The organism is Marinobacter maroccanus, from assembly GCF_002933275.1.
GTDB classification, from domain to species: domain Bacteria; phylum Pseudomonadota; class Gammaproteobacteria; order Pseudomonadales; family Oleiphilaceae; genus Marinobacter; species Marinobacter maroccanus.
Genome location: NZ_PSSX01000014.1, coordinates 92,038 through 113,173 on the forward strand (window position 1 = coordinate 92,038; position 21,136 = coordinate 113,173).

Annotated in this window: 20 protein-coding genes; 9 read left to right on the forward strand and 11 right to left on the reverse strand. The window is 58.8% G+C overall.

Annotated features, from left to right (window positions below; all coding sequences use genetic code 11):
- The first annotated feature begins 116 nt into the window (after nt 1-116).
- Nucleotides 117-1,187, forward strand: coding sequence for an aminopeptidase (locus KEHDKFFH_RS14775; RefSeq protein WP_104322609.1), 1,071 nt, complete (start codon nt 117-119; stop codon nt 1,185-1,187).
- Here the strand turns inward: KEHDKFFH_RS14775 and argA are convergent.
- From argA to coaBC, 7 genes are all read right to left on the reverse strand, one after another.
- Complete coding sequence (argA, locus tag KEHDKFFH_RS14780; RefSeq protein ID WP_104322610.1) at nt 1,161-2,468, reverse strand: amino-acid N-acetyltransferase; 1,308 nt, start codon at nt 2,466-2,468, stop codon at nt 1,161-1,163. The two genes, KEHDKFFH_RS14775 and argA, sit on opposite strands and share 27 nt — an antisense overlap.
- A gap of 188 nt (nt 2,469-2,656) precedes the next feature.
- A complete protein-coding gene (gene argE / locus KEHDKFFH_RS14785) occupies nt 2,657-3,826 on the reverse strand; it encodes an acetylornithine deacetylase (protein ID WP_104322611.1) in 1,170 nt (389 codons plus the stop codon).
- 26 nt (nt 3,827-3,852) lie between these two features.
- Nucleotides 3,853-5,103 carry an acetylornithine deacetylase gene (locus KEHDKFFH_RS14790; RefSeq protein WP_104322612.1) on the reverse strand — a complete coding sequence of 417 codons (1,251 nt, stop codon included), beginning with the start codon at nt 5,101-5,103 and terminating at the stop codon, nt 3,853-3,855.
- A 24-nt stretch (nt 5,104-5,127) separates the two neighbouring features.
- Nucleotides 5,128-6,024 carry an acetylglutamate kinase gene (gene argB / locus KEHDKFFH_RS14795; protein WP_064229789.1) on the reverse strand — a complete coding sequence of 299 codons (897 nt, stop codon included), beginning with the start codon at nt 6,022-6,024 and terminating at the stop codon, nt 5,128-5,130.
- Nucleotides 6,025-6,084: 60 nt separating this feature from the next.
- Complete coding sequence (locus KEHDKFFH_RS20500) at nt 6,085-8,727, reverse strand: phosphomannomutase/phosphoglucomutase (RefSeq protein ID WP_104322613.1); 2,643 nt, start codon at nt 8,725-8,727, stop codon at nt 6,085-6,087.
- 95 nt (nt 8,728-8,822) lie between these two features.
- Nucleotides 8,823-9,284 (reverse strand): dUTP diphosphatase, encoded by a 462-nt coding sequence (dut, locus tag KEHDKFFH_RS14805; protein WP_064229788.1) that lies wholly within the window; start codon nt 9,282-9,284, stop codon nt 8,823-8,825.
- Nucleotides 9,285-9,326: 42 nt separating this feature from the next.
- Entirely contained in the window at nt 9,327-10,526 is a 1,200-nt protein-coding gene (gene coaBC, locus KEHDKFFH_RS14810; protein ID WP_104322614.1) for a bifunctional phosphopantothenoylcysteine decarboxylase/phosphopantothenate--cysteine ligase CoaBC, read from the reverse strand.
- Between the two features lie 185 nt (nt 10,527-10,711).
- Here coaBC and radC point away from each other — a divergent pair, with 185 nt between their 5' ends.
- From radC to rpmG, 3 genes are all read left to right on the forward strand, one after another.
- The gene (gene radC / locus KEHDKFFH_RS14815) at nt 10,712-11,386 is read left to right on the forward strand and encodes a RadC family protein (RefSeq protein WP_104322615.1); all 675 of its coding nucleotides are present in this window, start codon (nt 10,712-10,714) and stop codon (nt 11,384-11,386) included.
- 228 nt (nt 11,387-11,614) lie between these two features.
- Complete coding sequence (rpmB, locus tag KEHDKFFH_RS14820; RefSeq protein ID WP_008173462.1) at nt 11,615-11,851, forward strand: 50S ribosomal protein L28; 237 nt, start codon at nt 11,615-11,617, stop codon at nt 11,849-11,851.
- 11 nt (nt 11,852-11,862) lie between these two features.
- The gene (gene rpmG / locus KEHDKFFH_RS14825; RefSeq protein WP_008173465.1) at nt 11,863-12,018 is read left to right on the forward strand and encodes a 50S ribosomal protein L33; all 156 of its coding nucleotides are present in this window, start codon (nt 11,863-11,865) and stop codon (nt 12,016-12,018) included.
- A gap of 66 nt (nt 12,019-12,084) precedes the next feature.
- Here rpmG and KEHDKFFH_RS14830 read toward each other — a convergent pair whose 3' ends face one another.
- From KEHDKFFH_RS14830 to KEHDKFFH_RS14840, 3 genes are all read right to left on the reverse strand, one after another.
- On the reverse strand, nt 12,085-12,945 hold the full coding sequence (locus KEHDKFFH_RS14830; RefSeq protein ID WP_104322616.1) for an endonuclease/exonuclease/phosphatase family protein: 861 nt from the start codon (nt 12,943-12,945) through the stop codon (nt 12,085-12,087).
- 60 nt (nt 12,946-13,005) lie between these two features.
- On the reverse strand, nt 13,006-13,641 hold the full coding sequence (locus tag KEHDKFFH_RS14835; RefSeq protein WP_104322617.1) for a thiol:disulfide interchange protein DsbA/DsbL: 636 nt from the start codon (nt 13,639-13,641) through the stop codon (nt 13,006-13,008).
- A 146-nt stretch (nt 13,642-13,787) separates the two neighbouring features.
- A complete protein-coding gene (locus KEHDKFFH_RS14840) occupies nt 13,788-14,396 on the reverse strand; it encodes a c-type cytochrome (RefSeq protein WP_104322618.1) in 609 nt (202 codons plus the stop codon).
- Between the two features lie 176 nt (nt 14,397-14,572).
- Between KEHDKFFH_RS14840 and yihA the strand changes: the two genes are divergently transcribed.
- Nucleotides 14,573-15,220 (forward strand): ribosome biogenesis GTP-binding protein YihA/YsxC, encoded by a 648-nt coding sequence (gene yihA / locus KEHDKFFH_RS14845; protein WP_104322619.1) that lies wholly within the window; start codon nt 14,573-14,575, stop codon nt 15,218-15,220.
- A 184-nt stretch (nt 15,221-15,404) separates the two neighbouring features.
- Here the strand turns inward: yihA and KEHDKFFH_RS14850 are convergent, their stop codons facing one another.
- Nucleotides 15,405-16,085: a TetR/AcrR family transcriptional regulator gene (locus KEHDKFFH_RS14850; protein ID WP_104322620.1), complete on the reverse strand. Its 681-nt coding sequence runs from the start codon at nt 16,083-16,085 to the stop codon at nt 15,405-15,407.
- A 193-nt stretch (nt 16,086-16,278) separates the two neighbouring features.
- On the opposite strand from KEHDKFFH_RS14850, the gene KEHDKFFH_RS14855 reads away from it, so the two are divergent.
- The 4 genes from KEHDKFFH_RS14855 (at nt 16,279) to coaD (ending at nt 20,970) form a co-directional block, all read left to right on the forward strand.
- Nucleotides 16,279-17,724, forward strand: coding sequence for a coniferyl aldehyde dehydrogenase (locus tag KEHDKFFH_RS14855; RefSeq protein ID WP_104322621.1), 1,446 nt, complete (start codon nt 16,279-16,281; stop codon nt 17,722-17,724).
- Nucleotides 17,725-17,900: 176 nt separating this feature from the next.
- Nucleotides 17,901-18,539, forward strand: coding sequence for a hypothetical protein (locus KEHDKFFH_RS14860; protein WP_104322622.1), 639 nt, complete (start codon nt 17,901-17,903; stop codon nt 18,537-18,539).
- A 27-nt stretch (nt 18,540-18,566) separates the two neighbouring features.
- Nucleotides 18,567-20,156, forward strand: coding sequence for a GMC family oxidoreductase (locus KEHDKFFH_RS14865; protein WP_104322623.1), 1,590 nt, complete (start codon nt 18,567-18,569; stop codon nt 20,154-20,156).
- 337 nt (nt 20,157-20,493) lie between these two features.
- On the forward strand, nt 20,494-20,970 hold the full coding sequence (gene coaD / locus KEHDKFFH_RS14870) for a pantetheine-phosphate adenylyltransferase (protein WP_008173494.1): 477 nt from the start codon (nt 20,494-20,496) through the stop codon (nt 20,968-20,970).
- Nucleotides 20,971-21,136: the final 166 nt, after the last annotated feature.

Below are 21,136 nucleotides of genomic sequence, written 5' to 3' on the forward strand. Positions count from 1 at the left end.
CGACTCACGTCCCTGAAACGATGGCGGATGCCAACGGCTGCTACTATAGAGACCATGATTGTACTATAGCGGCCTGGCCCCCACAGGCAAACCAACCCACTATAACATCCTGACCCATGAAACAGCTTAGTCAGATCTATCTACTTTTGCTACTGGTAACAATGCTTAACGGCTGTTCGACCATTGGCTACTATTCGCAAGCTGTCAGTGGGCATATCGCCCTTATGATGTCCGGGGAACCGGTGGAAGAGGTCCTCTCAGACAACACAACACCGCAGGGGCTGCGGGAACAACTCGCTCTGGCACAACAGGCCCGGGAATTCGCCGCACAACGATTGGCCCTGCCGGTGGGAGGCGCCTTCAGCGACTACGTGCAACTTGAAAGACCCTGGGTGGTGGTAAACCTGGTGGCCGTACCGGAGTTCTCGCTGGAACCGCATCGCTGGTGCTACCCCGTTCTTGGCTGCCAGGCCTACCGGGGGTACTTCAGCCTGGACGATGCTCGCGCCGAGGAGGCGAATTTCCTTAACAACGGCTTCGATACGTTCATTGGTGGCGTAACGGCCTATTCCACCCTCGGCTGGTTTGATGACCCGCTGCACACTGGCTTTACCCGGCTGGCAGAGGACCGCATGGTCGCCCTGATGTTCCATGAACTGGCCCACAGGGTGGTCTACATTGCCGATGACACCGCATTTAACGAAAGCTTCGCCACCGCAGTGGAGCTGGAAGGGCTCAGACTCTGGTTATCGGAAGAGGGAAAGCCCGGACAGTTCCGGGAGGCTCTCGGCCGTTTGGCTCGCCGGAATCAGACCCTTGCCCTGGTGGAGGACTTCAGCGCCCGACTGGAAGTCCTGTACGCTCAAGCGGACAGCTTGCCAGACCAACATCTGCGAAACCGCAAGGCCGCCATCCTCGAAGACCTGGCTCTCGCCTACCAGGAACTTTCCGCAGGCTGGCCGGAACCCGGGCCGTTCGGGCCGGCACCGGTCAGCCTGAACAATGCCAACCTGGCGCTGTTTCGTCAGTACAACCAGCATGTACCCGCGTTCCGGCAGATGCTTCGGAACGCAGACTACGATTTCCCGGCTTTTTACCAGGCCGTGGAGGCGCTCTCCGAAAAACCCGAACCCCGAAGGTCCGAATACCTGGCTGCCCTGTCACAGCGGTTTGAAGAACACCTTTGAGTTCCTCTGGGTGTTATAGGAGGCCAGCTTGGGCCCCGGCAGGGCCTGGACGGTGGAAGGCTGAAAACCACGCTCTCGAAACCAGTGCTCGGTCTGGGTAGTCAGCACGAACAGCTTCTGAATGCCCTGCCCCCTGGCCAGCTTTTCGACCATCGCCAGAATCTCATCTCCCCGCCCGGCCCGGCGATAGTTCGGATCCACGGCAAAACAGGAAAGCTCGCCGGCACCCTCCTCGGGGTAACTGTAGAGTGCGGCACAACCCACGATGGTGCCGTCACGCTCTGCCACAACAAACCGGTCAATCTCGGTTTCCAGCATCTCCCGGGAACGACGAACCAGAACGCCCTGTTCCTCCAGTGGCTGGATCAGCTCCAGAATCCCGCCAATGTCCTCCACCCGGGCCTGACGAAACTGCTCGTAGTGATCGCCGCTGACCAGTGTGCCGGCACCGTCCCGGGTGAAAAGCTCCTTCAGCAACGCGCCATCGTCCACATAGCTGATGATGTGGGCGCGCCGTACACCCTTCACACAGGCATCACAGGCCGCCCTCAGGAGGTCGGCATCGTGACCGGTCACCGCACCGGAGGCCAGACGCTCAGACGCCTGGCGCGCCGACAGCTCCCTGATCAGGGCACCGTCCTCTTCCTGCAAACCGGGATCATCAATAAACACCATCAGCTTTTCGGCCTGAAGGGCCGCCGCCACCTGGCTGCCGACATCCTCATAGGAGAGGTTGAAGGTATCCCCGGTGGGCGAATAGCCCATGGGCGGCAACAAAACAATGTGACCAAGCTCCAGCAGTTTCTCGATGCCGGCCACATCGACCCGGCGCACCTTGCCGGTATGGCCAAAATCAATACCGTCCAGCACACCCACAGGCTTGGCGGCCACATAGTTGCCGCCACTCACCCGGATACGGGCATTGTGCATCGGCGAATTCACCAGACCCATGGAAAGGTGGCTCTCCAGGTAGGCTCTCAGGCCACCGACGGCCTCCATCACCATGCTGAGGTGCTCGTGCGGTGTAATCCGAAGACCTTTCGAAAACGACGATTCGATTCCGGCAGCATCCAGCCGCGTCTGGATTTGCGGGCGGGCACCAAAGGCAACGACCAGTCGCACGCCGAGACTGCTCAGCAGCGCGATGTCATGGATAATATTGATGAAATTCCCGTGCTCAATGGCATCCCCCGGAATGGTCAGCACAACCGTACGCCCGCGGTGGGCGTTGATGTAGGGGGATGAATGGCGGAATCCATGCAGCCAGTCGTTTGATTTCAATTCGAATACTCCAAGCTTTTTTCTTTACGCGGCCTGCAATTCAGTCTGACGAACACTGTCGGGAGCCCTCTCCAAAACCGTGGAGCGCCAGGGATGGCGCGACCGAGCCCTACAGGGACGTATTTACGGGCGTGTTTTGGAGAGGGCTCCCGACAGTGTTCAGCCCCCTATTTGACCCCGACTCCAGCCTAAAGGCAAAACTGTCGGATGAGGCCCTGCAGAATCTTCACGGTTGGTTCCAGTTGAGACAGCTCTATAAATTCATCGGGCTGGTGCGCCTGATCGATCGATCCGGGGCCCATGACCAGGGTTTCGAGGCCGAGCTTCTGCAACCAGGGCGCTTCCGTGGCGAAGGCAACGGCATGAGCGGTATGGCCAGTCAGTTTCTCACAGGCTTTCACCAGGGCCGCATCGGCCGGGGTTTCGAACGGTGGCACGCCGTCAAAGAGCGGCTCGAATTCAAGGGACAGTTCCCGGCGGTCCGCGATCGGCTGGACCTTGCTCAGGATGGTCTGGCGCAAGGTTTCCATGTTCATGCCAGGCAACGGGCGCAAGTCAAAGTGCAATTCGCACTGGGCGCAGATGCGGTTGGGATTGTCACCACCGTGGATGCAGCCAAGGTTCAGGGTTGGAAACTGCACTTCGAAGTTCGGGTTCCGGTACTTTTCCTGCCAGCCTGAACGGAGTGCCAGCAATTCGGTGAGCGCTTCGTGCATCCCTTCCATGGCGTTGCGGCCGAGGGCCGGGTTGGAGGAATGACCGGACTGACCCTCGAACTTCAGACGCTCCATCATGATGCCCTTGTGCATGCGCACCGGCTTCAGGCTGGTGGGTTCACCGATGACCGCGTAGCGGGCCTTGGGCTTGCCGGCTTCCGCCAGTGCCCGGGCGCCATCCATGGAACTCTCTTCGTCGGCGGTGGCCAGTATGATCAGGGGCTGCTTGAGATCTTCGTCGACAAAGGCCCTGGCCGCTTCGATGGCCAGCGGGAAAAATCCTTTCATGTCGCAGGTACCCAGCCCGTACCAGCGGTTGTCCCGCTCGGTCAGGGTAAAGGGGTCGCTCTGCCAGCGCTTGTCATCGAAAGGCACCGTGTCGGTGTGGCCGGACAAGACAAGGCCACCCGGGCCGCTGCCCAGGGTTCCGATCAGGTTGAACTTTCCAGGCATCCCGGGTACTTCCAGGATTTCCACGGCAAACCCGAGGGCTTCCAGCCACTCCGCCAGGGTTCGCACCACCGGCTCGTTGCTGTGATCCCACTTCGCCGACGCGCTGCTGATGGAGGGCAGCGATATCAGGCGGGCAAGCATGTCACGAATGCCCGGCACCACTGCGGATTTGCTATCGGACTGCGACATAGTTTCCTCTCAGATTCCCGATGGAATCATTGTGCACGGCCGCGCCGCCAGACTTCAAAGTTGACGATGGCCCGGATCAACATCGGATAGGCGACTTCACCACCAGCAACAACGCGAGCCACTTCCAGCTCCCGTTCGCTGACGCTCACCAGACGACCCTCGACAACATTGTCGTTTGAGAGGGTTACCCGGACCTGCCGGTCAATCCATTGTCCGGCGTTCTCGAGGTCCGCGGGATGCCAGCTTTCAGTCTCTGGATCTTCCCTTGGCACCACCGGCTCAACCGCCACCTCTGGCGTTTCCTGCATAACAGGCTCAGCCTCGGTCAGATAGACGTCTGGCACACCTGCACCATTGTAACGAACTTGCCAGCTCGGGCCCTCGCCATCGCTCTCGCCCGCTCTGACGGGAACACCGAACAGTGGCTGATCCGGCTGCAAGTTCATGGTGAGCTCGCCGCCTTCCAGTAGCCACTGTCGGTAGAGCGCTCTCAACTGGTCACTGGCCGCCAGGCCCCGGGCTTCAAGTCCGGCAGCCAGGGCCTCCACCGCACGGCCGGCCCATACGGTGGTTTCAATGCCGGCTTCGCGGGCACAATAGGCGGCAATGCGGCGCATCAGGCCGCCATCCCGAACGGTCAGGCTCATGGGTTCGGAACCACTGGCAACCGACACCTCCGAATCCTGTACGCGGATTCGGGCTTCGGGCCAGTCCAGTTCCAGGCTGCCGGTATTGATGGTGTTCAGCTCGGCGTGGAGTTTGCCCGGGTTCTGGCGGACGAAACCGTCTCCGGCAAGCGCTGTGACGCCCATCCGGATCAGATCCCCACTCCCCAGTTGCTGGCGGGGATCTGGCGCACAGGAAAGGACGAACAACGCCGGATCACCATCGCTGTTGGCACCCTCTGCGGTTACCCAGTTCCGGAGCATGGTCGGATCCAACGTCAGGCCCAGGCCATCGAGTCTCAGGGTCCACTGGGCCGGCAGAGTATTGGGATCGACTAGAGCAGACAGCAAGCTGACGGTGGAGCCGGTATCAAGCTCTGCCCGGGTAATGCCCAGCGGCTGGGTAAGCTCAAAATCCTGCCAGCTGGCGCCGTTCAGAACCAACCGACCCTCAACGCCGGAACTGATGCTGCCCCGATGCAGCACACCATAGGGTTCCAGCGTCTGTCTTGCTTCGGCCATGCGCTGGTCTGCCAGCCACCAGACACCCGCCTTGAACGCGGCGAAGCCGATCAGAACCAGTATTACCAGCGTCGCGAGCAGGCGCTTCATCCGGAGACTCCTTGTCGGGTGCCGTCAGTTACGGGAAATCAGGGTGCCGACACCCTCATCGGTGAAGATCTCCAGCAGACACGCGTGAGCGACCCTGCCGTCAATAATATGAGAGGTGCGGACGCCGTTCTCCACAGCACTCAGGGCACACCGGATCTTGGGCAGCATGCCGCCATGAATGGTGCCGTCCTCGATCAGATCGTTGACCTGTTTGGCCGTGAGCCCGGTCAGCACCTTGTCGTCCTTGCTCTTCAGCCCGGACACGTTGGTCAGCAAGATCAGCTTTTCGGCTTTCATGGCCTCAGCCACCTTGCCCGCCACCAGGTCGGCATTGATGTTGTAGGAAGCGCCGTCAGGTCCCACACCAATCGGTGCAATCACCGGGATAAGGTTGCTGCGGGTGAGCATGTCGATCACGTCCACATTTACACTGGCGACCTCGCCAACGTGGCCGATATCGATGATTTCCGGCCGCTCCAGCTCGGGTGAACGGTTGACCACCTCCAGCTTACGGGCCCGGATCAGGTTGGCATCTTTACCGGTAAGCCCCACCGCCATGCCGCCATGGGAATTGATCAGGGACACGATTTCCTTGTTGACCTGGCCACCCAACACCATCTCCACCACATCCATGGTTTCGGAATCGGTCACCCGCATACCGTTGACGAAGCGGGACTGGATGTTCAGCCGCTCCAGCAACTCGCCGATCTGGGGGCCACCGCCGTGGACAACAATCGGGTTGATGCCCACGAGTTTCATCAGCACCACATCGCGGGCAAAACTGCTCTTCAGGTCTTCATTTTCCATGGCGTTACCGCCGTATTTGATGACCACGGTCTTGCCGGTAAATCTTTGAATATAGGGCAGGCCCCGGCTCAGTACCGAAGCCACCTGCATTGCTGTTTCACGATCCAGCGCCATGTTTTCGCCTTGTTAATCCTGAGTTAATACGTGTCTGAAAATCGCCGATGGACTCACGGATCAGAAATCCGCCACCAGATCCGGCGCCGCCTTCTGCAGCTGGTCCCGGAACACAGACTTGATACGTTCCAGTGCCTCCTCGGTTTCCGCCTCAAAGCGCAGAACCAGCACTGGCGTGGTATTTGATGCCCGGCACAGCCCCCAGCCATCGGCGTAGTCCACACGAATGCCATCGATAGTGCTGATGTTGCCGTCACCGAAGTCGCCGGCCTCGCCGAGACGTTTAATGATGTCGAACTTGGAGCTTTCGGTCACTTCGACATTCAGCTCCGGCGTGCTGATATCGTCCGGGAAATCCTCGAAGACTTCATCGCTGTGCCGGTCTTCGATGCCCAGAATTTCAAGTAGGCGGGCCGCGGAATAGAGGCCATCATCAAAGCCATACCAGCGCTCGCCAAAGAAAATATGACCGCTCATTTCCCCGGCCAGAAGGGCGCCAGTCTCTTTCATTTTTGCTTTCATCAATGAATGACCGGTTTTCCACATGATGGGCCTGCCACCAGCTTCGGATATCACACCGGCCAGCCTGCGGCTGCACTTCACGTCGTACAGAACGTCAGCACCCGGATTCCGGGACACCACATCCCGGGCAAACAGCATCATCAGACGATCTGGCCAGATGATCTTGCCGGAATTGGTCACCACACCCAGTCGGTCGCCGTCGCCATCAAAGGCCAAACCGATGTCAGCCCCTTCGGATTCAACCCTCGCAATCAGATCGGCGAGATTCGCGGGCTTGCCGGGATCGGGGTGGTGATTCGGGAAGTCACCATCCACATCGCAGTACAATGGAATCACTTCACAGCCCAGCTCCTCGATCAGCATGGGCCCGAGTTCACCGGCAATGCCGTTGCCGGCATCGACCACTACCTTAAGTGGTGCAGCGACTGCTATGTCGCCAACAATCCGGTCCAGGTAGGCACGACGAACATCCTCGGTGCTCTGACTCCCCCGACCGCTGGCAAAATCCCCGGTCTGGATGCGCTGATACAATTTCTGGATGGCCTCGCCCGAAAGGGTTTCACCACCCAACATGATTTTCAGACCGTTGTAGTTGGCCGGGTTGTGGCTGCCGGTCACCATAACGCCGGAGCCGGTCTGGAGTTCGTGGGTGGCAAAATAGAGTACCGGCGTGGGCACGGCGCCCACATGAATCACGTTACACCCGGCGGCCATCACACCGCGTGCCAGGGCATCCGCGAGATCCGGGCTGGAGTGGCGGCCATCATAACCAATGCAGAGGCCGTCGACACCGCGCTCCAGGGCCTCGGAACCAATGGCCCGACCAATGACCTCTACGCCCTCGGTGGTCAGGGTCTCCCCGACAATGCCCCGAATGTCATAGGCCCGGAAAATATCCTGGGACAGCTCCACCTGGGGCAGGGCCACCTCTTCTACATCCGGGGTGTCACCCGCACCCAGGACGGTATCATCGCCGCTGCCAAACCCGAGCACATCCTCGTCGCCATCAAGCATATCGATGTCGGGCATGTCCTTGTCCTGGAACAGGGGCTCATCGCTGCCGCTGGCGGCACCTGCGCCAGACTTTCCGGAACCGGCCTGCCTGGGTTTTGCCGTCTCTGCGGCCTTGGCAACCCGCTTGTCGACAACCTGGGACAACCGGTACAGAACCTCACCGGTTGAGGCCACCATATCCCAGCGGAAAGTGGGCAGTTTCACCCGCTCTCCGCCGAACACCTTGTGGGCCCACTGGATCAGTGCGGTCACATCCTGGCGCAGACCTTTCTGGGCACCACCCAGCAGCACCCAGACGATGATGGCAGCGATCAGGGCGGGAACTCCGACCAGAATGGCGATCATCACCGTGTCCACCGGCGCTGCGGATGATCTGGCGGGGGTGTAGGTCACCGTCCAGTCAGGATTGCTGAGTCCCCGGGACTCAGCATTTCCCGAGCCACTGCCATTACTGACCACCGTCCGGGACGAGCCGGACACAGTCTGAACCAGAGCCAGCTGCCCCCCGAGACTCGAGTTGACCACTTGCAGCAACGGCTGGATCTGGCCGGAGTCAAAAATGATCAGCAGGCTTCCGATGACCGCATTGCTTGTCGGGTTACGTACCGGAGTCGCCATCTGGACAAACCATCGGTTATCCCGGGGAAAGGCATCGGGGAACAGTCTTTGCCCGGTTTCAGCGCGTCGGGCGAGTTCAAGGCCCGAGAAGCCCAGCAGTCCGTCACTGCTGGAAGTGCGCGGAATGTCACGGTAGGGAAACAGATGGACCGCCTCAATGCCTGGCAATGAATCCGCCAGCTGCACCTCGGTTGCCGGTATCTCGTTCCGGCTGTTGAGGGCCTGAATCACGTGCGGCTGGGTAGCCAAGCCATCAACGCTTTTCTGGACCTGGTCAAAATACTGGTTCAGACGAAGCGCTGCAGCATCCGCCTCCAGGACTTTCAATGATTCGAAGCGCTCCTTTGCCGAAGGCTGGACCACCAGAAAATGAAGCAACGCAACGGCAATCACGCCCGCCAGAACCACGACCAGTGACTGGTTTACCGCTACGGAGTTGAGCCGCTTGAGCTTGGGCCCCGAGGCACTGGCCTTTTCCTTTTTTGCCGCCTTCTTTGATGGCTTTTCATCAACGGACGCGTCGGCATCTTTCTTTTTACCCAGCTTCATAGTCCATCCTGCATTTGTAATTTTATCGTCCTGGACAAGCAGTTACCCGCAAAGTATAGACGCCGGCGCGCGGTTCTGCGTGGCCGGCCTCCAGGTCACCGCGTACCAGTGGAACCAAAGCCACCGTCACCACGGGCACTGGCGTCAAATTCCGAAACCACCTCAAAATCGGCCTGGACAACGGGTACCAGCACCAACTGGGCCAGGCGTTCGCCCACGTCCACGGTAAAGCTGGTGCGTCCCCGGTTCCAACAGGACACCATCAACTCGCCCTGGTAATCCGAATCGATCAACCCCACCAGATTGCCAAGTACAATGCCGTGCTTGTGGCCGAGCCCGCTTCTGGGCAGGATCATGGCCGCCAGTGACGGGTCTGCGATGTGGATCGACAACCCGGTGCGAATCAGTTGGGTATCACCCGGCTCCAGGGTCAGCGGTTCGTCCAGGCAGGCCCTCAGATCAAGACCGGCAGAGCCTTCGGTGGCATACTCGGGAAAGGGAATCTGGTTACCGATACGGTCATCCAGAATACGTACCTGAAGATTTTTCCTGCTCATGAGGGATCCTGTCGATTGTGGTATCGGGTACGCTTCGCTGAATCAGCGGGCGGCCTGACCAAGATGTTCACTTATCATTGCCACCAGCTCTCGGGCAATGTTCGTTTTGCTGTCCGGCCCGAGAGACGCCTGACCACCCGGCCAGAACACGGTTACCGCATTATTGTCACTGTTGAAACCCAAGCCCGGAGCCGACACATCGTTGGCCACGATCATGTTGAGCTTCTTGCGTTGCATTTTATCGGTGGCGTAGCTGGCCACGTCGGAAGTTTCTGCCGCGAAACCCACTGTAAACGGCGCATCATCACGCCCGGCAATGGTTGCCAGGGTGTCCGGGTTGCGCTTCAGCGAGAGCGCCATGGCCTCACTGGATTTCTTGATCTTATCGCCGGCACAGGTTTCCGGGCGGTAATCCGCCACCGCGGCCGTCGCAATAAACAGGTCGCAACCTTCATCCGCGGCAGCAGAGGCTTCCCGCAACATGTCCTCGGCCGTTAACACCTGCCGCACTTCGACACCGGCAGGCGGCGTCAGTGCCACCGGTCCGCTGACAAGAACCACCCGGGCGCCGGCCTTGCTCGCTGCGCTGGCGAGGGCATAACCCATTTTCCCGGAACTGTGATTGCTTATGTAGCGCACCGGGTCAATGGGTTCGCGGGTGGGGCCTGCCGTAATGACCACTGTCTTGCCGGAGAGTACTCCTGTGTGACCGCGATCAAGGAGACCGAAAATGGCCTCCGGCTCAAGCATTCTGCCGGGACCAGTATCGCCACAGGCCTGAGCCCCCTGATCGGGTCCCCATAACTCGATCTGGGGATCCTCTTCCAGAAGCCGGATATTTCTCTGGGTACGGCCGTTACTCCACATCGCCTGATTCATCGCAGGCACCACGGCAATAGGCGCTTCGGTTGCACAACAAACGGTGGTCAGCAGATCGTCCGCCATACCTTGAGCCAGACGGGCAATAAAGTCAGCCGACGCCGGCGCAATCACCACCCGGTCTGCCCATTTGGCCAACTCGATATGCCCCATGCCAGCTTCCGCCTCAGGGTCCAGCAAGGACGTCCGAACCGGTTCGCCACTCAGGGCCTGGAAGGTGAGTGGCGTCACGAAGGCTTCCGCTCCCCGGGTCATGACCACTCGCACCTCATGGCCAGCCTTCTTCAGCTGACGCACCAGTTCGGCGCTTTTATAGGCGGCAATACCACCGGTCACTCCCAGAAGGATTCGTCTGGCGGCCATAGGGGCTCCGTTTCCGCATAAAATGAAAGGCTTATAAGATAGCATGCTCAGGCCGGGGCGACAGCCTGCCAGGCCCTGCATACGTTTACCGATTGTTACTTTTTAAAGTAACCTTTGTAACCCTGAGATGCCCGTCGCGGTGCAGGAAGCACCCGGGCAGGACACGACAACGCAAGGAAGCCAAAATGACTGACTCCACCTGGCCCACGGACGAACGCCCGCGCGAGCGCCTGCTCGCGCACGGGGCGCAGACCCTCTCCGACGCCGAACTGCTCGCCATATTTCTACGCACCGGTACCACCGGCATGCCGGTTATGGCCCTGGCACGTTACCTGATTGAGGAATTTTCCGGGCTTCGGGGGCTGCTGACAGCCTCCCAACGCCAGTTCTGCAGCGTCAAAGGCCTGGGAACGGCAAAATATGCCCAGGTGCAGGCGGCCATGGAAATGGCCCGCCGGGTCATGGATGAACCACTGCGCCAGGGAGACCCCCTTCGCTCTCCCGAAGACACCCGCCGCTTCCTCACCAGTCGGCTCGGCACATACCCCCACGAGGTGTTTGCCGGCCTGTTCCTGGACAATCGCCATCGCGTTATCCAATACCGTGAGCTGTTCCGGGGCACCATCGACGGCGCGGCCGTCTATCCGCGAGAAGTGGTGCGACAGGCCCTGGAGGACAATGCAGCGGCGGTGATTTTCGCTCACAACCACCCCTCGGGCGTGGCAGAACCCAGCCAGGCCGACATTTCCCTGACCCGTCGACTTAAAGAGGCTCTGGGCCTGGTGGATATCAGGGTTCTTGACCATATGGTTATTGGTCATGGTGAGGTAATATCGCTCGCCGAACGGGGTCTGCTGTAAAGCCTGGTATGTAGCGATGCACGTCAATGCCGGAAAACTGGCCAAATTCCCAACAATTTTTTGCGTTGGGGGGCCAGTTCTGGTATAAAAGCGTCCCTTTCTGGCGGCGTCTGGCGAGCAGCGTTCAGTTTAGAGGCGCGAATGGGGGTGTAATAGCTCCTTAGCAACCAGAGACGCATTAAAAACGAATTCGTATTATTGAGACCATTGCTCAGGTCGGAGGCAAGTATGTCCAGAGTTTGTCAGGTTACCGGTAAGCGTCCGGTATCCGGTAACAACGTTTCCCACGCGATGAACCACACTCGTCGTCGTTTTCTGCCGAATCTGCAGAACCATCGTTTCTGGGTTGAGTCCGAGAAGCGTTTCGTGAAGCTGCGCGTGTCCACCAAGGGCATGCGCATCATCGATAAAAAAGGCATTGACGCTGTGCTGGCCGATCTTCGTGCCCGCGGCGAGAAATTTTAAGGAGCCGCATCATGCGCGAGAAAATCAAGCTGGTTTCATCAGCAGGTACTGGTCACTTCTACACGACCAAGAAGAACAAGCGTAACACTCCGGAAAAAATCGAGATCAAAAAGTACGATCCGGTTGTCCGCAAGCACGTTGCGTACAAGGAAGCCAAGATCAAGTAATTCCTGATCCGGCAGCCACAAAAAAGCCCGGCCAATGCGCCGGGCTTTTTTGTGGCTCGCCGCCGCTCAGAACTTCTCCAGATAGCCCTCGGGTAATGCCACATCCATGGCGATAGGCAGGTGATCCGACATTGGATAGCTCACTACCTCGGAGCGCCGGATCTCCAGTGAGGGGCTTACCAGAATATGATCAAGGGCCTTCTCTGGCCGCCAGCTGGGAAAACTGTGGGCGGTGTCTGGCAGGGGCACCAGATCAGTTTCCTTCAGGGGAGTCTGGGTAAGCAGCTGCTCGGCGTGGGCATTCATGTCCCCCATCAGGACAACATGTCGGTAGTCAGCAATCAACTCCCGGATATAGCCCAACTGACGTTGCTGGGCCGTCTTGCTCAGGGAAAGATGCATCAGCACCAGCACCAGCGGATCATGCTCGGTTCCATACCTTGCAATGATGGCGCCCCGCCCCGGGATCAGACCCGGCAATTTATGTTCAGTGACATCCAGGGGCCGGTACCGGCTTAACAGACCGTTACTGTGCTGGGCAATCTGCCCGAGATTCCGGTTCAACTGCTGGTACCAATAGGGAATACCTGCCGCTTCCGCCAGGTACTGCACCTGGTTGATATAGCCACTGCGCAGGCTGCCGCCGTCGCACTCCTGTAAAGCCACCACGTCGTACCCGCGCAGCAGGGATGCAATCCGGTCCAGATTTTCGATGCGATTACGGTGAGGCAGTATATGCTGCCAGCTTCGCGTCAGGTAATGGCGATAGGAGGAGGTGTTGATACCCACCTGGATGTTGAAGGTGAGCAGGCGGATGTGTCGCTGCGGCTCGAACTCGGGAACATGCTCGGTCCCGGAGCAGGCACCCCTGGGCCCGCCGGCCGGCTTCAGGATGCCATTCAACTGCTTTCTTATATGCTTGTACATAGTGGCGGTCTCAACCGGCCGGCTGCTTGTTGTTCTCGGCTCTGGCGTATTGGCGCGGCCTTACTCCACCTCGCCCCGCTCTTTGGCGACAAGGTAGTCCACCACGTCCAGAACGGCCTCGTGGCTGCCGGCCATGGATGCACTGACAGTGTACTTACCATTAACCAGCATAGTTGGAGTTCCGGTGATGCGCGCGCCGCGGATTTTCGACTGGGCCTTCTGCATGCGGGCATTCACACCAAAGCTTTTGTAGGTGCTGACAAATTCATCTGGATCCACGCCATAACCCGCGACGAAGTCGGCCAGGGCTTCCGGCGTATTCAGGGGGCGGCGCTCGCCAGCAAGCGCATCGAACAGGGCGTCGTGCACCTTGTCCAGCTCACCCATGGCTTCCAGGGCGTAAAAGGCGTAGGCGTGAGGCTCCCAGTTTCTGCCCAGTGCCGCAGGGATCTTCACGTAGTTGACGTAATCAGGCGCATTGGCCGCCCACTCCTCAACCAGGGGCTTGAAATTGTAACAATGGGGGCAGCCGTACCAGAAGACTTCCGCTACCTCCACACCGGAATCGCTGTCGGTTCTTACCGGGTTATCCAGCCGGTTGTAATGGGTACCTTCTTTCCACTCTGCGGCGTTGGCCAGGCCAGAAACAGACAGTGCCAACAGGAGCAGAAAAGCCGTTCTGAAGGATCGAAACATGAAAAATCTCCGGTTATCTGAATATCGTTTTGGGAGGATTATGACCCAGCGTACCTGAAAAGTTCCACTGGTCGGCAGTTACAGAAACGAAAGGCAACAAAAAACCCCGCACCAGGCGGGGTTTCTCGCTGCAAACCGGCGGCTTCTTAGTTCAGGCCGGAGATGTAGCTGGAGACCGCTTCGATCTCGGCATCGGTCAGCTTCGAGGCGACGTCCATCATGATCGATGCGTTGGCGCCAGAATCCCGAGCACCATCCCGGTAGGCATTCAACTGCTTGACCAGGTACTCTGCGTTTTGACCGCCGAGCGCCGGGTAGCCGGCGGGCTCGTTGCCAACGCCTTGCGGGTTGTGGCAGCCGGCACAGGCCGGGACGCCCGTTGCCATGTTGCCGCCACGGTAAAGTGCCGCACCCTGATCGACCAGATCCGGGTCAGCCTGACCAACCACCATGTCCTGGGCGTTGAAGTAGGCCGCCAGATCCTGCAGATCCTGGTCGTTCATATTATCCAGAATACCGGTCATTTCCGCGATATTCCGCTCTTTATCCTTGATCAACACCAGTTGGCGATACAGGTATTTCTCGCCCAGACCGGACAGCTTGGGATAGGCTCCCATAATGGGCTTGGCACCATTCTGGCCGTGACAACCGGCACATACCGCTGCGTTCTGTTCGCCTGCTTGAGGATCTCCCGCCCCGTGCGCCATCGCCGTGAGGCCAACACCGAGAACTACTCCTGCGATCAGTTTTTTCATGCTCGCTCCGCTTCTCTCATCTTTTAAGGGTATTCTTCGCTATGCAGCCGGTAGGCGCTGACCAGTCAGGCTCAAAACCGGGGCTGACAGCGGTCGCGCGCAGCGCGCCGCCCGGAATTGGTGTAGCATTATACATTAATCCCTGATAACTGAAATCCAAAGGAAAGCCAACCGCTGTGGACCCTGATCTGACTCAAAAAAGCCTCTCTTTTAACAGCGCCCGATTTCTCATCAGCGCTTCCCGCCTGGATGAGTGCCCGCCCGATTTCGGTGCCGAAGTCGCCTTCGCCGGCCGCTCCAACGCCGGAAAATCCAGCGCGCTTAATGCCATAACTGCCAACGGCAAGCTGGCCCGGACCAGTAAGACCCCCGGACGCACACGGCTGATCAACTTCTTCTCTCTCAACCGCGAGAATTGCCGAATGGTCGATTTGCCCGGGTACGGCTATGCCAAAGTATCCAGGGACATGAAAGACGACTGGCAACAGCACCTGGGCCACTACCTGAATGACCGGCGCTGCCTGCGTGGCCTGGTTCTGGTGATGGACATCCGCCACCCGCTGACCGATTTTGACCAAATGATGGTGGAATGGTGCGAGCATAACAACCTGCCGTTGATGATTCTGGCCACCAAGGCAGACAAACTGAAGTTCGGCCAGGCCAAAACCGCCATGCTGGGCATTGCCCGGGATCTGAAAGCGTATACCTGCGTGGAGCACCTGATCATGTTCTCCGCAACGTCAAAACGGGGCGTGGACGAATGCCGGGAGGCGTTGATCGAGTGGCTGGAGGGTGATGCTGGAGAAGCAGAGACCACGACCTGAAGGCATAAAAAAAACCGGCCTGCCAGATAGCAGACCGGTGAAACGTCAGGGTTTGCGACGTGCTAAAACCTGAGATCGCACTCAGGAGACGCGAGGAATGTCCGAATTCCCAACGTCACCTTTATGATTCGTGTTTTCGACGAAAGTTCCAGAGCAGATCATTTTTTGAACAGATTTTCGGGTTTCACTTACACGCCGCGGCACCGGGATCCTCTCTGTCGTGCAGTGCCGGGCGATATTTTTCTCTAAGGGCCATCACCCGTTCGCGATACGCCGGAGTCAGGTAGGGAATCTCGAGGGTCAGCACCTGGTAGATGCCCTGCTTCAGCTCCGTCAGAGTAAGGCAGGCGGACTCCTCGGCCGCATGGGCGGTTTTCAGGAACGCCATCCAGTTGGTAATCACCAGCCACACATTCAGCGACATGGCAGACCGCAGATCTTCTTCCTGAGGTTCAATAATGCCCGCTTCCGCCAGCTTCTCGAAGATGCGACTGATTGATGCCAGGCAGCGGTTGGTGAAATCACGATAGTCCTGCCGCAGCCTCTGGTCGCTGTCCAGAAGGTACTCGAGGTCCCGGTGGAAGAACCGGTAACTCCAGAGACCGTCAAAGACCGACTCCAGATAGAAGGTCATGTCGTCCAGGGTCATGGCCCGGTCTTCCGGAATATCCAGATAGAAATCTACCAGTTTTTCGTATTCCAGGAAGATCTCGTAAATGATGTCGGACTTGTTGCGGAAGTGGTAATAGAGGTTGCCCGGCGAAATGGCCAGGTGCGCCGCAATATGATTGGTGGTGACGTTGCGCTCGCCCCGCTCGTTGAACAGCTCCAGGCTCGAGAGCAGTATCTTGTCTCTTGTTTTCATAGACCCCGTCGGCGTTTGTTGTTGTACAGCTCACAGATGGCCTGATTCGCCACCCGCCTCCGCTTGACTCACTAGAGTATATACTCTAATAATACCCTCAGACGCAAATTGAACACTTTTTCGCCAGTCGTTCAATAACGGAAATAACAGGCCGCCGACGGACTCTGATCGGGGCTAAAGAGGAGAAAGCATCATGGGAGCCACTGTCGTCCAGCTCACCGAGAGCAAGAAGCAGATCCAGCACACCCACCGTGTGTTTGAGGACCAGAAAAAGGCGTTTCGCAACAATCCCATGCCCTCCCTGGCCGAGCGGCAGGAGAATCTGAAACGCCTCAAGCGGGTTCTGCTGGGCAACCAGGATCGGCTGCTGGAAGCCATTGATCGCGATTTCAGCTGCCGCTCGAAAGACGAATCCCTGATTGCCGAGGTCATGCCGTCGATCCAGGGCATCAACTACACCCTGAAAAACCTCAGCGGCTGGATGAAGCCATCTAAACGCCACGTATCGGTGCTGTTCCAGCCCGCCAGCAACAAGGTTCACTATCAGCCCAAAGGTGTGGTGGGTGTAATCGTGCCCTGGAACTACCCCTTGTATCTGGCGGTAGGCCCGCTGGTCGCATCCCTGGCCGCGGGCAACCGGACCATGATCAAGATGTCGGAGTACACACCCCATACCTCAGCCCTGTTCAAGGAACTGATCGAAGCTAGCTTCCCGGAAGATCTGGTCTCGGTGATCAATGGCGAGGCCGACGTGGCGGCAGACTTCTCTTCGCGGCCGTTTGATCACCTGCTGTTTACCGGCTCCACATCGGTGGGCAAGCTGGTCATGAAGGCGGCAGCGGAGAACCTGACACCGGTTACCCTGGAACTGGGCGGCAAGTCCCCGGCCGTGGTCTCGCCGGACGTGCCAATGGAAGACGCCGCCCAGCGCATTGCCTTCGGCAAGGCGTTCAACGCTGGCCAGACCTGCGTGGCGCCAGATTACGTGCTGTGCCCCGCCGACCGGGTACAGTCGTTTGTCGACGAAATCCGCGCCCGCTTTTCCGAGATGTATCCGAGCCTGCGGGACAACGACGATTTCACTGCCGTCATCAATGAGCGGCAATACGATCGACTGCAGGGTTACCTTGAGGACGCCCGGCAGAAAGGCGCCGAACTGGTGGAGATCAACCTGGCCCGGGAAAACCTCAAGGATGGCACCCGCAAGATCCCGCTGACGCTGGTCCTGAAAACCACGCCGGACATGAAGGTGATGCAGGATGAGATCTTTGGTCCAATTCTGCCGGTCGTGAGTTACGGCAGCCTTGACGAGGCCATCCATTACATCAACGATCGTCCGCGGCCCCTGGCCCTGTACTTCTTCGGTTACGACAAGACCCAGCAGCAGCATGTGGTGGATAACACCCATTCCGGTGGCATGTGCATCAACGATTCGCTGATGCACGTGGCCCAGGACGATCTGCCATTCGGTGGTATCGGCGATTCCGGCATGGGGCACTACCATGGCCGCGAAGGGTTCCTGACCTTCTCCCATCACCGGGCCATTTTTACCAAGCAGAAATTCAACAGCGGCAAGTTTGTCTATGCGCCCCACGGGACGACTGCGCACAAGCTGGTTTACAAGTTCTTTATCCGCTAGGACTCACAGTTGGTAGCCTGTCGAGCGCTGGCGCTGCCTTCCGAAACACGCCGTTAATACGTCCGTGTAGGCTTGAGCAAAACATCCCTGTTTTGCACAGTTTCGGAAGGCAGCACCAGCCCTCGACGATCTGACAGTTTCAGTGCCTTCAATACAATAAAAATGAGAATCCACCCATGAATCACCCTCTTCCTGACTCATCAGGACAACCCCAATTTACCGATCTCAACCGCCGAAGCTTTCTGAAAACCGGACTGAGCGGTGCCCTCTTCCTGGGTACTGTCAGTGTCACCGCCGGGCTGAGTGGTTGTGCCACCGAGCCGGCAGGTCGGCTGAGTGCCGTTGGCACCCGGATGGACGCCAGCTACCAGTTCCGGTTTTTGAACGAGGATGACATTGCGCTGTTCGAGGCTTTGCTGCCCGCCATGATTGGCCCGGGTTTGCCAGAGCAGTCCCAGGCTAGAAACATGGCAATTGCCGGGACCATTGAACGTATTGATGCCGGCATCCACAAGTTCGGGCCGGCCAACCAGAAGGAACTTCGGCAACTCTTTGATCTGCTGAACTTCGGGCTGACCCGGGTGACCGTTGCCCGGGTCTGGTCCAGCTGGCCGAACGTAACCACGGCGGAAGCGGATGCGTTTCTTGAGCGCTGGCGCACCAGCCGCATCGGGCTGTTCAACAATGGCTACATTGCCCTGACCAAGATCAGCAACGTGGCGTTCTATGGCTATCGGGATTTCTGGCATCTGTCCGGCTATCCCGGGCCGCCGCAATATGCGGTCGACGCATTGCCACAATTCCAAAATGCCTGATTGCCAGCTGATCTGACGGAGCCAAGCATGTCATTAACCGATCGTATTGCCCGGGGCCTGGAATCAGGCTGGAATGTTACCGATGGTGCCCACCTGACGGAACACCTGACCACGGAAGCCGACGTTGTTGTTATCGGAACCGGCGCCGGTGGCGGCACCACCGCCGAGATTCTGGCCCGCAGCGGATTGTCCGTAATTCTGGTTGAAGAGGGCCGGTTGTACTACCAGAAAGACTTCAAGATGGACGAGCAAACCTCCTATGCCAACCTCTATCAGGAAGGCATGAGCCGGGTCACCCGGGACGGGGCGATCGCCATCTTGCAGGGCCGCTGCGTTGGCGGCTCCACCACCGTGAACTGGACCAGCAGCTTCCGCACACCGGCGCCGACCCTGAATTACTGGGCCGACCAGTTCGGACTGGAAGAACTCCGGCCAGACGCCATGGCGCCCTGGTTCGATGGCCGGGAAGAACGGCATTCCATGTCACCCTGGCAGGCAGATCCCAACGTCAACAATGACATTTTGCGCCAGGGCTGCGAGAAACTGGGGTACAGCTGGCAGATCATTCCCCGCAACGTCAAAGGTTGCTGGAACTTGGGGTATTGCGGCGTCGGCTGCCCAACCAACGCCAAACAGGGCGCGCTGATGACGACGATCCCGGGGGCACTCGACAACAACGCCCGATTGTTCCACAGCCTGCGCGCCGACCGCCTGGTCATGAAACAGGACCAGATCGACCACCTGGAAGCCTCTGCGTTTGCCGATGACGGCGTCACCCCGACCGGAATCAAGGTCAACCTCAAAGCCAGACACTTCGTGGTCGCCGCCAGCGCCATCGGCAGCCCCGGCCTTCTGCTTCGCTCCGAGATTCCAGACCCGAACCAGCGTGTCGGCAAGCGGTCGTTCATCCACCCGGTCAACGCCACCGTCGCCCAGATGCCGCAACGGGTCGACCCATACTACGGCGCGCCACAATCGATCTACTCCGACGAATTCAACTTCCGCAACGGCGTTGACGGCCCGGTTGGCTACAAGCTGGAAGTGCCGCCTTTACACCCTGGCATGTCCAGCGGCGTGATCCCCGGCCACGGAGAGAACCAGATCAACAACATGGCCGGCCTGCCCCACATGCAGTCCACCATCGCCCTGCTCCGGGATGGCTTCCACCCCGACAGCCCCGGCGGCACCGTCTCCCTCCGCGACGACGGCAGCCCGGTACTGGACTACCCGGTCACCGACTACCTCTGGACCGGCATCCGAGAAGCCTTCCACACCATGGCCGAAATCCAGTTCGCCGCCGGCGCCGACAAAGTCCGCCTGATGCACCTGGATTCCGACTGGTACACCAACTGGACCGACGCCAAAGCCGCCATCAACCAACTACCCATGGCACCCCACCGGGTCCGCCTGTTCACCGCCCACCAGATGGGCGGCTGTGCCATGGGAAGCAACCCACAAAACTCGGTCGTCAACGGCTTTGGCGAACACCACCAGGTCAGCAACCTTAGCGTCCATGATGCCTCGATCTTCCCCACCAGCATTGGCGCAAATCCGCAGCTGTCGGTGTATGCTTTGGCAGCGAGAAACAGCGCCAGGCTTGCGCAGAGACTGTCTTGATCATCCGGCTAACGCTGCCCCTCGGGGAGACCTGCACGGGGATGACAGGGCCGGCTGGAAGGGCTGATCCGGGAATGTGAGAAGCCAGGGATGGCTTCGCTCAAGCGCACATGGGTGAGACAAGCGATTATGAAGCGAAGCTTCATGCGCAGGCGAACGACAGCAATCTGTGATTGCTGGCCGGACCCCGAAGGGGTGCTCGTAGCGTTTCCCGGATCAGCCCTTCCATCTGGCACCACCCGCATAGCAAACATGCGTTTACCAATGCCCTGGCCGCCAACTACAGGTGGCCAAAAAATGCTGCTATCCTAGGCTCTTGCAAAGAAAGGAGCTGTGCATGTCCAAAGTCATCTATCCGGGCACCTTCGATCCCATCACCAACGGCCACACCGACCTGATCGAACGGGCCGGCAGAATGTTTGATGAAATCGTCGTCGCCATCGCCTACAACCCCAAGAAGCAGCCACTTCTCGATCTTGAGGAACGCTGCGAACTGGTCCGCCAGGCGACCGCGCACCTCCCCAATGTCAGCGTCACCGGTTTCAGCAACCTGCTGGCCGATTTCGTCCGTGAACAGGGCGCCACCGTGATCCTTCGTGGCCTCCGGGCAGTGTCTGATTTCGAATATGAATTCCAACTGGCCGACATGAACCGCCGGCTTGCGCCGGAAGTGGAAAGCGTATTCCTGACACCAGCCAATCACCTCTCCTACATCTCCTCCACCCTGATCCGGGAAATTGCATCCCTGGGCGGCGATGTCTCGGAATTTGTCGATCCGGCGGTGGAAGCGGCCCTGAAAAAGAAATTCAGCTGAACCTGATGCCATGAAAAAGCCCCGATCAACGGGGCTTTTTTTGGGTTCATCGCAGGTTAGCGTGAAAAAGTAGGAGACGGCGGTAAAACCGGTTAGTTTTGAGTTCGCCAAAACAACAAAATTAACCAATCCACCGCCGTCCCTATGAATGCTAATCCTCTTGCCC

Excerpts from the sequence above, each read along its gene's own strand:
- rpmB (WP_008173462.1), top strand. The coding sequence starts at position 11,615 with ATGTCCAGAGTTTGTCAGGTTACCGGTAAGCGTCCGGTATCCGGTAAC.
- dut (WP_064229788.1), bottom strand. The coding sequence starts at position 9,284 with ATGAGCAGGAAAAATCTTCAGGTACGTATTCTGGATGACCGTATCGGT.
- KEHDKFFH_RS14830 (WP_104322616.1), bottom strand. The coding sequence starts at position 12,945 with ATGTACAAGCATATAAGAAAGCAGTTGAATGGCATCCTGAAGCCGGCC.
- KEHDKFFH_RS14790 (WP_104322612.1), bottom strand. The coding sequence starts at position 5,103 with ATGAAGCGCCTGCTCGCGACGCTGGTAATACTGGTTCTGATCGGCTTC.
- rpmG (WP_008173465.1), top strand. The coding sequence starts at position 11,863 with ATGCGCGAGAAAATCAAGCTGGTTTCATCAGCAGGTACTGGTCACTTC.
- KEHDKFFH_RS14855 (WP_104322621.1), top strand. The coding sequence starts at position 16,279 with ATGGGAGCCACTGTCGTCCAGCTCACCGAGAGCAAGAAGCAGATCCAG.
- KEHDKFFH_RS14835 (WP_104322617.1), bottom strand. The coding sequence starts at position 13,641 with ATGTTTCGATCCTTCAGAACGGCTTTTCTGCTCCTGTTGGCACTGTCT.
- KEHDKFFH_RS20500 (WP_104322613.1), bottom strand. The coding sequence starts at position 8,727 with ATGAAGCTGGGTAAAAAGAAAGATGCCGACGCGTCCGTTGATGAAAAG.
- KEHDKFFH_RS14860 (WP_104322622.1), top strand. The coding sequence starts at position 17,901 with ATGAATCACCCTCTTCCTGACTCATCAGGACAACCCCAATTTACCGAT.
- coaD (WP_008173494.1), top strand. The coding sequence starts at position 20,494 with ATGTCCAAAGTCATCTATCCGGGCACCTTCGATCCCATCACCAACGGC.
- KEHDKFFH_RS14775 (WP_104322609.1), top strand. The coding sequence starts at position 117 with ATGAAACAGCTTAGTCAGATCTATCTACTTTTGCTACTGGTAACAATG.
- KEHDKFFH_RS14850 (WP_104322620.1), bottom strand. The coding sequence starts at position 16,085 with ATGAAAACAAGAGACAAGATACTGCTCTCGAGCCTGGAGCTGTTCAAC.
- KEHDKFFH_RS14865 (WP_104322623.1), top strand. The coding sequence starts at position 18,567 with ATGTCATTAACCGATCGTATTGCCCGGGGCCTGGAATCAGGCTGGAAT.
- KEHDKFFH_RS14840 (WP_104322618.1), bottom strand. The coding sequence starts at position 14,396 with ATGAAAAAACTGATCGCAGGAGTAGTTCTCGGTGTTGGCCTCACGGCG.
- argE (WP_104322611.1), bottom strand. The coding sequence starts at position 3,826 with ATGTCGCAGTCCGATAGCAAATCCGCAGTGGTGCCGGGCATTCGTGAC.
- radC (WP_104322615.1), top strand. The coding sequence starts at position 10,712 with ATGACTGACTCCACCTGGCCCACGGACGAACGCCCGCGCGAGCGCCTG.
- coaBC (WP_104322614.1), bottom strand. The coding sequence starts at position 10,526 with ATGGCCGCCAGACGAATCCTTCTGGGAGTGACCGGTGGTATTGCCGCC.
- argB (WP_064229789.1), bottom strand. The coding sequence starts at position 6,024 with ATGGCGCTGGATCGTGAAACAGCAATGCAGGTGGCTTCGGTACTGAGC.